Annotated in this window: 13 protein-coding genes; 12 read left to right on the top strand and 1 reads right to left on the bottom strand. The window is 45.2% G+C overall.

Going from position 1 to position 15,491, the window contains the following annotated elements:
- From nuoG to QJS82_RS08775, 11 genes are all read left to right on the top strand, one after another.
- Positions 1 to 3,078, top strand: a complete 3,078-nt coding sequence (gene nuoG, locus QJS82_RS08825; protein WP_281490245.1) for an NADH-quinone oxidoreductase subunit NuoG — start codon at positions 1 to 3, stop codon at positions 3,076 to 3,078.
- Between the two features lie 49 nt (positions 3,079 to 3,127).
- Positions 3,128 to 4,123, top strand: a complete 996-nt coding sequence (nuoH, locus tag QJS82_RS08820) for an NADH-quinone oxidoreductase subunit NuoH (RefSeq protein ID WP_201562763.1) — start codon at positions 3,128 to 3,130, stop codon at positions 4,121 to 4,123.
- A gap of 68 nt (positions 4,124 to 4,191) precedes the next feature.
- Positions 4,192 to 4,740 carry an NADH-quinone oxidoreductase subunit NuoI gene (gene nuoI / locus QJS82_RS08815; protein ID WP_079691073.1) on the top strand — a complete coding sequence of 183 codons (549 nt, stop codon included), beginning with the start codon at positions 4,192 to 4,194 and terminating at the stop codon, positions 4,738 to 4,740.
- Positions 4,737 to 5,507, top strand: a complete 771-nt coding sequence (gene nuoJ, locus QJS82_RS08810; RefSeq protein ID WP_281490244.1) for an NADH-quinone oxidoreductase subunit J — start codon at positions 4,737 to 4,739, stop codon at positions 5,505 to 5,507. Before nuoI ends, nuoJ begins: the two co-directional genes overlap by 4 nt.
- A gap of 98 nt (positions 5,508 to 5,605) precedes the next feature.
- Positions 5,606 to 5,914, top strand: a complete 309-nt coding sequence (gene nuoK, locus QJS82_RS08805) for an NADH-quinone oxidoreductase subunit NuoK (protein WP_045445153.1) — start codon at positions 5,606 to 5,608, stop codon at positions 5,912 to 5,914.
- Positions 5,915 to 5,918: 4 nt separating this feature from the next.
- A complete protein-coding gene (gene nuoL, locus QJS82_RS08800; protein ID WP_281490243.1) occupies positions 5,919 to 7,793 on the top strand; it encodes an NADH-quinone oxidoreductase subunit L in 1,875 nt (624 codons plus the stop codon).
- Position 7,794: 1 nt separating this feature from the next.
- Positions 7,795 to 9,420, top strand: coding sequence for an NADH-quinone oxidoreductase subunit M (nuoM, locus tag QJS82_RS08795; protein WP_281490242.1), 1,626 nt, complete (start codon positions 7,795 to 7,797; stop codon positions 9,418 to 9,420).
- 3 nt (positions 9,421 to 9,423) lie between these two features.
- Positions 9,424 to 10,902 (top strand): NADH-quinone oxidoreductase subunit N, encoded by a 1,479-nt coding sequence (locus QJS82_RS08790; protein ID WP_281490241.1) that lies wholly within the window; start codon positions 9,424 to 9,426, stop codon positions 10,900 to 10,902.
- A gap of 222 nt (positions 10,903 to 11,124) precedes the next feature.
- Positions 11,125 to 11,973 carry a ferredoxin--NADP reductase gene (locus QJS82_RS08785; protein ID WP_281490240.1) on the top strand — a complete coding sequence of 283 codons (849 nt, stop codon included), beginning with the start codon at positions 11,125 to 11,127 and terminating at the stop codon, positions 11,971 to 11,973.
- 304 nt (positions 11,974 to 12,277) lie between these two features.
- Entirely contained in the window at positions 12,278 to 12,763 is a 486-nt protein-coding gene (locus QJS82_RS08780) for a winged helix-turn-helix domain-containing protein (RefSeq protein ID WP_281490239.1), read from the top strand.
- A gap of 29 nt (positions 12,764 to 12,792) precedes the next feature.
- The gene (locus QJS82_RS08775; RefSeq protein ID WP_281490238.1) at positions 12,793 to 13,314 is read left to right on the top strand and encodes an IS630 family transposase; all 522 of its coding nucleotides are present in this window, start codon (positions 12,793 to 12,795) and stop codon (positions 13,312 to 13,314) included.
- A 32-nt stretch (positions 13,315 to 13,346) separates the two neighbouring features.
- On the opposite strand, the gene QJS82_RS08770 is transcribed toward QJS82_RS08775, so the two are convergent.
- On the bottom strand, positions 13,347 to 14,117 hold the full coding sequence (locus tag QJS82_RS08770) for a hypothetical protein (RefSeq protein WP_201625283.1): 771 nt from the start codon (positions 14,115 to 14,117) through the stop codon (positions 13,347 to 13,349).
- A gap of 446 nt (positions 14,118 to 14,563) precedes the next feature.
- Between QJS82_RS08770 and QJS82_RS08765 the strand changes: the two genes are divergently transcribed.
- Positions 14,564 to 15,451 (top strand): energy transducer TonB, encoded by an 888-nt coding sequence (locus QJS82_RS08765; RefSeq protein ID WP_281490237.1) that lies wholly within the window; start codon positions 14,564 to 14,566, stop codon positions 15,449 to 15,451.
- Positions 15,452 to 15,491: the final 40 nt, after the last annotated feature.

The raw sequence follows: 15,491 nt of genomic DNA, 5'->3' as shown, positions 1-15,491 counted from the left end.
ATGGCAGTCATACATATTGATGGAACCACTGTCGAAGTAGATAGCGCAGATAACTTGCTGCAAGCATGTTTATCACTCGGCATTGATGTGCCGTATTTTTGTTATCACCCCGCCTTAGGTTCAGTCGGCTCTTGCCGTCAGTGCGCGGTTAAGCAATATCAGTCTAAAGAAGATATGGAAGCGGGTCGCGGTCGCCTGGTGATGTCATGTATGGTTGCTCCGGGCAATGATATGTACATCTCGGTCACTGACGATGAAGCCAAAGCCTTTCGTAAGTCGATGGTTGAGCTGTTGATGGTCAACCATCCGCATGACTGTCCAACTTGTGAAGAAGGCGGACATTGTCATTTGCAAGACATGACCTATATGTCAGGTCATAGCCGTCGACGCTATCGCTTTACTAAGCGTACCCATCATAATCAAGAGCTTGGGCCGTTTATCGCTCATGAGATGAACCGCTGTATCGCTTGCTATCGCTGCGTACGTTTTTATAAAGACTATGCGGGCGGCGAAGATTTGGGCGTTTATGGCTCAAATGAGCGCGTTTATTTTGGTCGTGATAAAGACGGTCAGTTCGAAAGCGAGTTCTCTGGTAACTTAACTGAAGTATGCCCAACCGGTGTCTTTACCGATAAAACCCACTCTGAGCGCTATAACCGTAAATGGGACATGCAGTATGCGCCAAGCATCTGTCATGGTTGCTCAGCCGGTTGTAATATCTCTCCGGGCGAGCGTTATGGTGAATTACGCCGTATTGAAAACCGCTATAACGGTGAAGTAAACCGTTACTTCTTATGTGACCGTGGTCGCTTTGGTTACGGTTATGTCAATCGCGAAGACCGTCCAACGCAAGCGCTAGAACGTATCAATGATAAGCATGTCAAAATTAATATTGATTATGCGTTAGACGAAACCATCAAACGTATCAAAGATAAAAAAGTCATCGGTATTGGCTCACCACGTGCCAGTCTTGAGACCAACTTTGCGCTAAAAAATATGGTCGGCTTTGATAACTTTTCAACTGGTTTAAACCATCAGCAGCAAGCACTGGTCAATAAATGCATTGAAGTATTGAGTACTGAGGGTATTTATAACCCGGGTATGACGGATATTGAAAGCCATGATGCGGTATTGGTGCTAGGTGAAGATATTACCCAAACTTCATCACGTGTGGCGCTGTCGATTCGTCAAGCAGCAAAAAATGAAGCCATTAAAATGGCTGCAGCGACCAAAACGCAATCGTGGTTGGCCGAGCCAGTCAAACGTATTGGTCAAGGCGTACAAAGCCCGGTATATGTCATCGATGTTATCCAAACTAAGCTAGAAGATATCAGTAAAGTCAGCGTTGTTGCGACACCTGAAGATATTACCAAGCTTGGCTTTAAAGTCGCCGATGCAATTGCTGATTTTGCTGATGATTTAGCAGAAATCGCAGAACCAACGTCAGATGACGATGCTAATGTTGATGCTATGCAAGCGTTGGCACAGCAAATTGCTTATGACTTGATTCAAGCCGATAAGCCGTTAGTTGTCTCTGGTAGCAGCTTATCATCGACTGCTTTGATAGAAGCAGCGGCACAAATCACTCAAGCATTGAGCCAAAAGCGGGCAGCGATTAAAGCTACTGAGCAGCAGCAGGTTGAGGAACATAACGCGAAGGTTGCAGCCGCTGAAGCACAAGCAGCAACTGCTCAGCAAAGCGAAGACAAAGACTTGTCTGCTAAACCGAACAAACCTGAAACCGGTGTTGATACAGAAGCGCAAGACGACGTCGAACGTAAACCGGCAACCAAGCTTGAGCTAAAAGAAGTTAATAAACAATACCATGCGCAAGCCGGTATTTATTTAGCGGTTCCTGATGCCAATAGTATTGGTGTTTGTATGCTTGGCGGTCAATCAGTCGAAGAGTTATTAGCCACTGATTTCGATGTGGTTATCGTTGCTGAAAACCAGTTAACGGATGCCATTGATGCGCATAAATTAACCCAGTTATTGACCGATAAAACCGTTATCGCCCTTGACCATCAGCTCCTTGATTGGCATAAAGATGTCGATATCGTATTACCAGCTGCCAGTTTTGCGGAAGCGGACGGTACGCTTATCTCTGCTGAAGGTCGTGCGCAGCGCTTCTTCCAAGTTTATGATAACGAATATTATCATCCGATGAGCAGTATCAAAGAAGGCTGGCGCTGGTTACATGCTGTTCATAGCAGCTTAGAAGGTCGCGATGTCGACTGGACACAGCTTGATGATGTCATCAATGCATTGGTTGCCACCCATCCTAAACTTGCTGGTATTAAGGGCGCTGCTCCTGATGCTGATTACCGTATGACTGGTCTAAAAATTGCCCGTCAGCCGCGCCGCTACTCAGGTCGTACTTCTATGCGTGCACCGGTATCTGTGCATGAGCCGATGCAGCCAAAAGATTTGGATACCGGTTTAACCTTCTCAATGGAAGGCTATAGCGGTAAGCAAACGCCAAGCTCGATGATTCCTTTTGCCAGTGCAGCCGGTTGGAACTCACCGCAAGCATGGAATAAATACCAAGATAAAGTCGGTGGTAGCCTCAAAAATGGTGATCCAGGCGTCCGTCTGTTTGATCAATTAGAGCGCCTAGCCACGCGTCAATATGTTGCCCCAGAAGTTACTTCGGTGACGACCACGGATATGCAGCAAGGACAAGCAAAACTGGTACCGATTTATAACCTTTATGCCAGCTCTATGATGGCATCACGTAGCCCAGTGGTTGCTGAGCAATTACCGCTAGCAACATGGCGCGTCGGTATTGACGATGCAAAAGACTGGGGTCTTGCAGCGGGTGATTATCTGGCGATTGAGATTGATAAACAGCAAATTACCTTACCCGTTGAGCTCGTTGGTTACTTAGCAGAAGGTTGTATCGGCTATCCGGTTGGGCAGGTGGATATCATTCATCCGTCAATGCCAGCATCGGTACGTAAAGTTGATGCACCGGTGACGATGATGGGCAGCATAGCGACTGATAGTGCTTTAACCGCCAATACCAATAACCGCGCAACGCCAGTAAGCAGCGCGCCGACCACCACACAGGAGGTGTAATATGCAAGTTACCCGTATTATCCCTGATGTGCCAAGCTTTTTGGCTGGTATGATGACCTTTGATACCTGGTCGATACTTTTTATGGTCGTGCAATCGCTGGTCATCTTTTTGGTGGTGGTCATTGTCGCGGCAATGATGATTATTTATGAGCGCCGCATGCTAGCACTCTGGCAAGACCGTTACGGCCCTAACCGTGTTGGTCCGTTTGGCTCGTTGCAGCTGGTTGCTGATATGCTCAAAATCTTCTTTAAAGAAGATTGGACGCCAAACTTTACCGATAAGTTTATGTTTACCTTGGCGCCTGCGGTTGCCATGTTTACCGCTTTGGCCTCTTTTGCCATTATTCCTATCTCGCCATCCCTTGGGGTTGCTGATTGGGATATCGGTATTTTGTTCTTCTTTGCTATGGCAGGTATTGCTGTCTATGCGGTGATGTTCGGTGGCTGGGCATCTGCCAATAAATTCTCTTTACTTGGCGGCTTACGTTCTGCGGCGCAAACCATCAGTTATGAAGTCTTTTTAGGCTTATCATTGATGGGTGTGGTTGCACTGACTGGCTCATTTAACCTACGTGAAATCGTTGAATCGCAAATTGACGGCTGGTATATCATTCCGCAATTCTTTGGCTTTTTAACCTTTGTCGTTGCTGGTGTTGCCGTTACCCATAGACATCCATTTGATCAGCCGGAAGCCGAGCAAGAATTGGCCGAAGGTTATCATGTCGAGTATTCTGGCATGAAGTTTGGTATGTTTTTTATCGGTGAATATGTCAACGTCGTACTGATTTCTGCGTTGATGACTTGTTTGTTCTTCGGTGGTTGGCTTGCGCCGTTTAATTTAGATATTCCGTTTATTCCACCAGCTTTTTGGTTCATGATTAAGACACTATTCTTTATGACCATGTTTATTTTGGCTCGAGGCTCACTCATGCGTCCGCGCTATGATCAGGTGATGAACTTTGGCTGGAAAGTCTGCCTGCCGGTAACCTTGATTAATCTGTTGGTTACTGCTGCAGTCATTTTGATTTTTTCCCCAACGTTGTAGTCATTACTAGTAGCCATTACTAGCCATCACTGATGAACTAGGGTAAAGCTGATAAGGATAATAATCCCATGTTTACTACGATAAAAAAGACCGTCATTGGTATGTTTACCATTGTCCGAAGTATGTGGATGGTCAATAGTCATGCAATCAGGCCACGCGACACCATTCTTTATCCAGAAGTGCCGGTACCAGTACCGCCGCGCTTTCGCGGACGTATCATTTTGTCTCGTGACCCTGATGGTGATGAGCGCTGCGTCGCTTGTAACCTATGTGCTGTGGCATGTCCGGTCGGCTGTATCTCATTGCAAAAAGCAGAACGTGAAGATGGACGCTGGTATCCAGAGTTTTTCCGCATCAACTTTTCACGCTGTATCTTTTGTGGTTTGTGTGAAGAGGCGTGTCCGACGACCGCGATTCAGATGACCCCAGATTTTGAGATGGGCGAATACGTCCGTCAAGACTTGGTCTATGAAAAAGAGCATTTGCTGATTTCAGGACCGGGTAAATATCCCGATTATAACTATTATCGCGTGACGGGTATGGCGGTAGCAGATAAACCAAAAGGCGCGGCACAAAATGAAGCTGCACCGATTGATCTAAGGAGCTTGCTACCATGATGAATATCTTAAATAGTCCTGAATTGGCAGGGTTTTATGCGCTGGCAGCGGTGGCAATTTTTGCCAGCTTGCGCGTGGTGACCCTCGCCAATCCAGTGCATGCTATTTTATCGATGATTGTGTCGTTATTGGCCATCTCAGGTATTTTCTTTGTATTAGGGGCACCTTTTGCTGGTGCGCTTGAAGTGGTCGTTTATGCCGGTGCCATTATGGTGTTGTTCGTTTTCGTTATTATGATGCTAAATCTCGGCATGAGTAATGATGAGCGCGAAGAGCGCTGGCTTGATGCCAAAACTTGGGCGGTACCGACGGGGCTAACGATTATTATCGCGGTTGTGCTGTATGCGATGATTGGTCTTAACCATGATGATACGGCGATGATTGGCGGTACAACGATTTCAGCCAAAGCAGTAGGTACGGCGCTGTTTACCAAATATATTATGCTGATAGAAGTGGCGGCATTGCTCTTATTAGCCGCTTTGGTTGCCGCTTATCATTTGGGTAAAGAGTCTATCGATGATGAGATTGTCGGTAACGCAAGTCAAGGTAATGCAAGCCGAGGTGCTAGCCAAGCAACCAATCCAAATGTCGCCAGTATCAAACATTACGATGATAACGGCATGCCCATAGATACTGATGCAGTAAACATGGCTGAACCATACGAATATAAAGATGTTGACCCGCATGACTATGTTGGCAAGAAAGTCGGCATGAAAGCAGGTACGCAGGTAGGTGTGAATAAAGTCACGCGCAAGGAGTCGGACTGATGGTACTAGCAGCGAGCGTGGCACAGGAGGTTGCGAATGTGCCGTTTGCCCACGAGGTAGCAGGCTTAGTGCAGCCGGTTGCTGAGGCGCAAAATGTACTGGGTATGATACCCATGAGCCATGGATTGATTTTGGCCGGTATTTTATTTGCGATAGGTCTGTGCGGTGTCATGGTAAGGCGTAATTTCTTATTTATGCTGATGAGCCTTGAGATCATGATGAATGCGACGGCTTTGGCATTTGTGGTCGCAGGTAGCCGCTGGGTTGATCCAGATGGACAGATTATGTTTATCTTTATTCTGACTTTAGCAGCGGCAGAGGCGGCCATTGGTTTGGCAATATTATTGCGGTTTTATCATCAGCGTGGGCATCTTGATGTCGATAGCGCCAATGAGATGAAAGGATGATGTCATGAGTTTATTACCATTAACCTTTATATTCCCGCTCGTTGGCTTTTTGATTCTAGCCTTTATGCGCGACAAGTTAAGCGAGCAGGTAGCAGCGATTGTCGGTGTCGGTAGCATGCTGCTATCAGCACTTTGCACGCTGATGGTCAGCTATACCTTTTTAACAAGCAACCCTGCCGGTACGGTCATCGAGATTCCGCTATGGACTTGGTTTCAAGTCGGCGATTTTGCGCCAAGTTTTGGTCTAAGCTTTGATGGCTTAGCATTGACGATGACGGGTGTTATTACCGGTATCGGCTTTTTGATTCATCTTTTTGCCGCATGGTATATGAAAGGTGAAACAGGCTTTGCGCGCTTCTTTAGCTATATGAACTTATTCGTCGCCAGCATGTTATTGCTGGTATTGGCGGATAACTTGTTCTTGCTCTATCTTGGCTGGGAAGGCGTCGGTATCTGTTCTTACTTGCTGATTGGTTTTTATTATCAAGACCGCGCTAATGGTCGGGCAGCGATTAAAGCCTTTACCGTCACCCGCGTTGGTGATGTGTTTTTAGCCTTTGGTTTGTTTTTATTATTCCGCGAATTTGGCACGCTTAATATTCAAGAAATTATTACCCGTGCGCCGGAAATCTTTGATATTAATAATCCAACGATGATTTTGACCACCATGATGTTGGTTGGTGGGGCGATGGGTAAATCAGCGCAGTTACCACTACATACGTGGCTTGCTGATGCAATGGCAGGTCCAACGCCTGTATCGGCTTTGATTCACGCAGCGACGATGGTTACTGCGGGTGTTTATCTGATTGCGCGTCTACATCCATTATTTCTCCTCACACCGGGCGTCTTGTTGTACTGGGTTGGGGCAGTGGGTGCATTGACGCTCGTCGTTGCTGGATTTTGTGCACTGGTACAAACCGATATTAAACGTATCCTTGCTTATTCGACCATGAGCCAAATCGGCTATATGTTCTTAGCATTGGGCGTTGGCGCATGGCAAGGGGCTATCTTCCACTTGATGACACATGCTTTCTTTAAAGCCTTGCTATTCTTATCATCAGGTGCGGTGATTCTTGCGGTTCATCATGAACAAAACATCTTTAAGATGGGCGGTTTACGCAAAAAGATACCGTTAGTATTTTGGTGCTATGTCGTCGGTGGCGGTGCGCTTGCGGCGATACCTTGGGTTACCGTTGGTTTCTATTCTAAAGAAGCGATTTTGTGGGAAAGCTACGCAACCGGTCACCAAGTCTTATTCTATATGGGCGTATTTGGTGCTTTCTTAACCGCACTTTATACCTTCCGTATGATTTGGATCATCTTCTTTGGTGAAGAAAAAACCCCTGCGCACAAGCTATCTGGTGTGTCATATTGGCTACCGCTGACAGTATTGCTGGTATTATCAACCGCCGTTGGTGCATGGATTACGCCACCATTGCAAGGCGTATTGCCAGAGAGCGTTGGGCATTTATTAGAAGTGGCTGGTCAAGCACATGACAAACATACGGCGGAATATATCGCCATGGGCGCCATGCTTGCTGGTTTGATTCTCGCAGCATTCTTATATGTCGTCGATAAAGGTCGCATGTTGACCCGCTTTAAGCGCACCTCTATAGGCGCAGCGTTATATCATTGGTGCTATCACGGTATGGGCTTTGATGCGCTATACGATATAGTTTTTGTAAAACCCTTTTTGTTCATCGGCCGCTTATTTAAAGCCGACCCTATCGATAAAACGTGGCTGTTATTACCTAAGCTGGCATCTGTTGGTAACAAGGTATTGTCGGCGACGCAAACAGGGTCACTTCGAGGTTACGCTGCAAGCTTTGGCTTGGGTGTGGCTGTGCTGTTGGTGCTGGTAATGATGACGGTGGTATAAGATGATTGAGTTACAACAAACGTGGATGCTACCAGCATTAATCGCAATTCCTTTTATTGCAGGATTGCTATGTTGGTTGGTCGAACGCTTTAATAAACGTCTACCGCGCTGGATTGCTTTAATCGGTATGACGTTGACCTTTGCCTTGTCACTGGTATTGTGGCATTACGGCGATTATAGCGGTATGAGTCAGCAAGTGATTGCGCCAGATGCAAATGTGCCATGGGTCGCTGAATTCAGTGTGCCGTGGATACCCAGTTTTGGTATCAGCTTTCACTTAGCGTTAGATGGCTTATCGCTATTGATGGTTGGCTTAACAGGTCTGCTTGGTATTGCTGCCGTTGCCTGTTCGTGGAATGAGATTCAACGCCGTGTTGGTTTCTTCCATCTAAACTTGCTCTGGAGCTTGGGCGGCGTTATTGGTGTTTTCTTAGCCATTGATATGTTTTTATTCTTCTTCTTTTGGGAGATGATGCTGGTTCCAATCTACTTCTTGATTGCCATTTGGGGTCATGACGTCGTTGGTAAAACCAAAGAATACGCCGCAACTAAGTTCTTTATATATACCCAAGCATCTGGTCTTATCATGCTGGTCGGTATTTTGATATTGGTCATTATCAGCTACGCCCAAAAAGGCGTAGTGAGCTTTAATTATAATGACTTGCTCGGTACGTCACTTGGCGGCTGGGAATATCCGATTATGCTGTGCTTCTTTATTGGCTTTGCCGTGAAGTTGCCGATTATTCCATTCCACGGCTGGTTGCCTGACGCGCATGCGCAAGCCCCAACCGCAGGTTCGGTGGATTTGGCCGGGGTTTTGATTAAAACTGCCGCTTATGGTTTGATTCGTTTTGTCTTACCATTATTCCCAGCAGCGTCACAAGATTTTGCCCCGATTGCCATGACTTTAGGTACCATTGGTATCTTCTATGGCGCGTGGCTGGCCTTTATGCAAACTGATATGAAGCGCTTGCTTGCTTATACCAGTATCTCGCACATGGGCTTTGTGGTATTGGCAATTTATGCAGGTACCTTACTGAGCTTGCAAGGTCTGATGATTCAGATGCTTGCGCACGGTTTAAGCTCAGCAGCACTGTTTATCATGGCAGGTCAGCTATATGAGCGCTTGCATACGCGTGATTTGACCTTGATGGGCGGTATGTGGGGTCAGTTCCGTTATTATGCGCCGATACTGATGTTCTTCTGTGCCGCTTTACTGGGTATCCCAGGGACAGGTAACTTCATTGGCGAGTTTATGATTTTATTTGGTGCCTTTGCTGATTATCCGGTGTTTGTGGTCTTAGCGACATTCAGCTTGGTATTGGCAGGTTTATACTCGCTTATCTTAATTCATAAAGCGCTATTCGGTACCAATAACATTCAAGAAGTGGCGTTACAAGAAACCAAGCTACACGGTTTGCCAACGCGTCCGTTAAAAGATTTGGGCAAACGTGAGCTGTCTTTATTATTGATGCTAGCGGCGGGCTTGGTCTGGCTCGGACTGTATCCACAACCGTTCCTTGATACCTCAAGTCACGCGATGCAGTGGATTAATAACGCCTATATATACAGTCAAGTAACACAAGTAGATGCCTCGCAGCTGCTTGATGCAATGGAGGCACGTTAAGTCATGAACGATTTTACGATGAATGATTTGATGGGGCTGCTGCCTTATGCACCAATCATTGCGGTAGTCATTACGGTATTGGTGGTGATGGTTGCCATCACGATTAAACGCTCTCATATGGTGACCGGTACTATCTCGGTCGTCGGTCTGAATGTCGGTTTGTTTGCCTTGCTTGGACAAATGGCAGGCATTATCGATAGTGGGCCTTTAGTACCAACGGCGGAGCAGTTATTTGTTATTGATAACTTCGCCCAGTTTAATATGGTGGTTATCTTTATCTGTGCATTGGCCTGCTTTACGCTGTCTTATGCCTATTTAGCTGATTTAAAAGATCATAAAGAAGAGCTATATTTATTGATGCTGCTATCGACCGTTGGCGCTTTGCTCATGGTCAGTGCTCAGCATTTAGCCTCATTCTTTATGAGCCTTGAGATGCTATCGATACCGCTATACGGCATGCTGGCATATACTTATATGCGTAAACGCTCGCTTGAGTCGGGGCTGAAGTACTTGGTGTTATCAGCGACGGCATCGGCAACCTTACTGATGGGAATGGCGTTTATTTATGCAGAAGTAGGCTCGCTCGCCTTTAAACCTATCAGTATGACATTGGTCGATCTCTTTGAGTCGCCGCTGTTGATTTTAGGGGCTGCAATGATGATGTTTGGTATTGCCTTTAAATTGTCGGCAGCGCCGTTTCATATGTGGACGCCAGATGTTTATGAGGGCGCACCAGCACCTATCGCTACTTATTTAGCTTCGGTATCAAAAGTGGCAATGATGGCGTTGGCAGTTCGTTTCTTAATTGATACGTCGTTATTGGCACTGCCATCGGTACAGATGCTGCTTATGGTCATGGCAACCTTGTCGATCTTGGTAGGTAACTTACTAGCCGTTCGTCAGACTAGCCTTAAACGTCTACTCGGTTATTCGTCTATTGCCCATATGGGTTATGTGCTTATCGTGATTGTTAGCATTGGTTCTGCCGCTGATAGTATCTCAAGCATGTATATGGCGATTTATGCCTTTACCTCTATTGGTGCCTTTGGTGTCGTAACCTTGATGTCGAGCCCTTATCGCTTGGCTGGTGAAGCCGATGAGCTGACCCATTACCAAGGATTATTCTGGCGCCGTCCAGTATTGACCGCTGTCATGACCATCATGATGTTGTCATTAGCAGGTATTCCATTGACCGCAGGCTTTATCACCAAGCTATTTGCGATTCTTGCCGCCGTACAAGGTACCAACTGGTTCTTGGCTGCGATGATTATCTTGGGTAGTGCCATTGGTCTATTTTATTACTTGCGCGTCATGCTCACACTATTTAAACGTCCAAAACAATTTATTGAATTTGACGTCTCGAAGCAGTGGGGTCTACGTACCGGTGGTATTATGGTCATCGCTGTCACCGCTATCATCGTCTTCTTCGGTGTGCTACCGAACAGTATGATTGAGTGGGCAAGTTTGGCTCGTATATGGTAATGGCATCATAGATGTGAGTTAAGTATCAGTATTAATATCAGGTAAGACGCCGCATTCTTATGGCGCTGCTTATCTGCTGTTACGGTTAGAAAACCAAGGTGCGCCAGCTTTATGATAAGCTTGGCGCATCTTTTAGTTTGACCCCTTTAAAAATTTATAAAAATAGCCATCTACACTAGAGTAGCCATCATTATTAATAAAAAAAGAAGGTAAGTCATTATTATGAGTGACAATATTCAAAAAGTAACGGTGCTCAGTAAAACTACGTGGACGCCCAACCTATTTAGCTTTACCGTCAGTCGTCCTGATAGTTTTAAATTTACCGCTGGGCAATTTGTGCGTTTGGGCGTTAATCCCAGTCAATTAAAATACTATAAGCAGTTGAGTGCAGTAGCTGATACTGATGAAGATGATGATGAAGAGCTGAACGAGGCCCTGAATGAAGATATTTTCCGCGCCTATTCGATTGTATCGTCACCCTTTGATGAGGTATTAGAATTCTTCTCCATTGTCATCCCTGATGGCGCTTTTACTTCGCAGCTGCAACACCTAGAGGTAGGCGATGAGCTGTTATTAAACACCATGCCATTTGGCTTTTTAACCTTGGCGCGTTATCAAAAACCACTACCAAAAGACTTATGGCTGCTGGCGACGGGTACGGGTTTAGCACCATTTTTATCGATGCTGCAAGATTTAAAAACATGGGAAGATTACGAGCATATCATCCTTGCTTATAGTGCGCGCTCGACAGAAGAACTGGCATATATTGAGAAGATTGAAAGCTTACAAGAAGAATTTGGCTCCTTGGTTGATAATCCAGCCAAGTTGATTTTTATACCCATCGTGACTCGTGAGCCGGTTGAAGGGGCTTTGACAGAACGTCTGCCAAAACTCTTATTAGATGGAACGCTACAAGAGCGCGCCGGTATTGCTTTAGATATCGATAGCACCCACGTCATGCTCTGTGGCAACCCTGACATGGTAGAGGATACCAAAGAGACGTTAAAGAGCTTAGGACTGGTGATGAATCGCCGCGGTGAAGGCAATATCGCGGTAGAAAACTACTGGTAGTCTTATGATTGTCCTGAATCTACTATAGACGGGCTTCATTAAAAAAGCGCTGACCTTTAAAGACAATAATCTTTAAAGGTCAGCGCTTTTTTATGGGTGGCATATAGTTCGCTTGTATTTCAATATAGTCCATATTTTATAAAATGAACACAGTGCTACTGGTATAAATTTTGCGCAGCCTCTGTCTGCGTAGGCACAGCAAGCAAGAAAAGTTTATACCAATAGCACGTTGTAATATTCGTACTTATTTTATTTGGGACTGACTATATAATACCAAACCCAAAATATATAGTATAATCCATTTATGACTATACCAATACATAACCTAGAAGATCATGACTTTGGCAAACACTCAAAGACCGAGAGTAACCCCAGAGCCCGACTACGCCTGCTTATCTTATACCAATATAGTATAGGCAAAGCCACTAACGATATTGCCAAAGATCTTTGTATTCACCCTGAAACTGCCAGACGTACATTGAAACGATATCATGAACGAGGACTTGAGAGTCTCTATGATCGTCATCGCAAAGGTCGCCATAGTAAACTGGCAGAAGCAGACACAGACGCTTTTAAAGCCATGATAGTCTCTGAACAAGACAAGCGAGCTGGCGGTCGTTTGACCGGTAAAGATATTCAGCAATTGGCTAAAGAACACTACAACGCCCACTATACCGTCAATGGTATCTACGAGCTGCTTAAGCGTATCGAGATGAGTTGGATAAGTGCTCGTAGTCAGCATCCAAAAGCAGACCTACAAGCTCAAGACGCTTTTAAAAAAACTTTATAGCACAGGTTAAGGCGTCCTTACCCACTGATGTGAGCCTAGATCAAGTGGACATCTGGTTTCAAGATGAAACTCGAATAGGACAACAAGGCTCATTGACCAGAGTTTGGCATTACCGAGGACAACGACCTCGACTCATCAAGCAGCAACAGTTTAATTCCGCTTATCTGTTTGGTGCCTTTTGTCCAGCGACAGCAGAGGCGGTAGGTTTAGTATTGCCTTCAGTCAATAAACACACAATGTTATTGCATATGCTTGAGATTAGTAAAGCCGTACCAAAAGGACGCCATGCGGTAGTAGTGATGGACGGCGCATTGTGGCATCAACCAAGCTTGAATCAGGGCAATGTCACTATGCTTAAATTACCGCCTTATTCACCTGAGCTTAATCCCTCTGAGAGAGTATGGCAGTACCTTAAGCAAAATGAGCTATCTAATCGTTGTTATGAAAGTTATGAGGCTATTGTCGATGCCGCATGCTTGGCTTGGAATAATCTGCTTAAACAGCCACAGAGAATCCGGTCTTTAACTACTCGTACTTGGGCGCAATTTTAATTATTGGGATTGGTATAAGTTTAAAATTGATTTTAGACCTGACTTGGCTCCGTAGCATCCGCAATCGGATTGATAGGACCTTGCATTAGCTGCGGCTCATCTTTATCACTAATGATATCTTCGTTAGCACTACTGGCTAGTAGGTCACGATAATTAATTTGCGTTTTAAGTACCAATTGTTCTTCTTCAAGCTCGCCGTAATTGACCTGTACCTTATGTAAGGTGCTGATGATTTTCTTATTCTTTTTCAGCCAGCGATTGATATCAAGATAGATGATTTCCTCTTTGGCACGGGCAATATTAATATAAGACAAAATAAAGCCTAACGGGTCTTTTTTCAGCACGCTATGATAAAACCAGATAAAAAGCTTGATACCTTGGCGCTTGATAAAGGATTCGCAGCGTAGATTAAGGACGTCGGTATAAGTTTGCTGACCAAACACAAGGCGCTGAACGTTGCGATCAAGCTGTACATGAACCAGGCTAAAATTACTCGCCACTTCCGCATAGATACCGCCAGCATCGACGGTACAGTACAAGCGAAACCAATCATCATGTATCTCAACGCGCAGCTCTAAAATGGCTTTGACATTGTCCGTGACAAACTTTTGCAGGGCATCGTTGACGTAGGTTTGGGCAACCGGCAAGGATATCTCATCCTCAAGCTTATCCGTGGTTTTATTATAAATGTTTTTAATCGCTTGGGTAAGACGCTCCCAGCCATCGCTAAATGACTCGTCAAAACGATAGCCAATATTTTCAAAGAATTCATCAAAACTGTCTGAATCATTCATATTGTCCATATTATCAAAGTTACTCAAACTTATTATCCTTATAATGATGGGGGTCGTCACCTAAGCGTGAAACTGCAACTGTGTTTATATCTCATATTATACAGGCGTAAAATTCGTATTTGCTAATAGCTCACTTATAAAACAGTATATATGAAAAAGGTAGCGTGCAAAATGAACGTCTAGGTTTTGTCTGATTGAGGAGGCTTACTATTTGCTCTAGCTGATGCGATGTAGTTAGAGAGTACGTCGCACTTAATATGCAGTAGTTAATATAAAACCGTTAACATAAACATCAGCTGATAGATAAGCAAGTAGCAAGTTAAGAGCTGCAGTATACGGTTGTGCTAGCGACACAATTCTTTGTCATGTTATGATAGCGCCGGCATTGGTCGACAGACGCTTATATTATCATGCTTCTTGCCGATAGCCCTTATATTCATTAGTTGAGTACAACTGTGGCCTCCATTAAAGACTCGCAAAGCTACCATTTTTCAGCGCAAGCACCTAAGCGTGATATCGGCTTGCCGATGGCGATTGTGATTGCCGTCAGTGTCCATGCGCTGATTATTTTTGGGATTAGCTTCTCGATGGGGCAAGACCCTGCTGGCATGATGCAAGACGTTGCGAAAGCGCTGACCGATAATATGCAACCAAATGAAGATGCACAATTTATCGCCAATGCTTCACAAGAAGGCGGTGGCACGGTGCAAGAGCAATTGCGCCAAGAGACCGACCAAAGCAGTCCGTTATCTGCCGAGCAAATGAGCGAGACGCAAGATGTGATTAACTTACAACGCCAAGTCCGTCAACAGCGCTATCAAGAAAGCTATCTGCGTACGACGCTAAGTTGGCGTGAAGCAAGCGTCGAGTCTGATAACGATAGTAAGCAAGAGCAAGATGACATGAAGGCGCAGGAAGAGCGTCTACGTAAGCAAATTGCTACTTTAGAGGCGCAGCTGTCTCAGCGGCAACAGCTGTATGCAACCAAATCAAAAGTCGTGACCGTTGATAGCAATTCGACAACGCGCGGTGCGGCAGCGGATTATATCAATACCTTTCGTGAGCACGTCGAGCGGATCGGTAACTTGCAATATCCTGCCCAAGCACGCGCTCAAGGTATCACGGGCGAAGTACGCTTGATGGTCGTCATCGGTAATGATGGTAATATTAAAGCCATTCGTTTGCTTGAGAGTTCAAACTCGACGATATTAGATGAGGCTGCCAAACAATCGGTCAGACAAGCGGCGCCCTTTGGTAAATTTACCGAAGATATGAATGATATCGTCGAGTTGCGTCTGATACGTACGTATCGCTACAGTGATAAAGTAGACATCACTTATTAAGCTCATTGAGAGCCAGAAATATTTTATCGGGCTTTAATTT

Origin of the sequence: Psychrobacter maritimus (genome assembly GCF_029953575.1) — a bacterium.
In the GTDB taxonomy this organism is placed as follows: Bacteria; Pseudomonadota; Gammaproteobacteria; order Pseudomonadales; family Moraxellaceae; genus Psychrobacter; species Psychrobacter maritimus.
The sequence above is the reverse complement of the archived record's forward strand: the minus strand, read 5'-3'. Positions and strand labels throughout refer to the sequence as shown.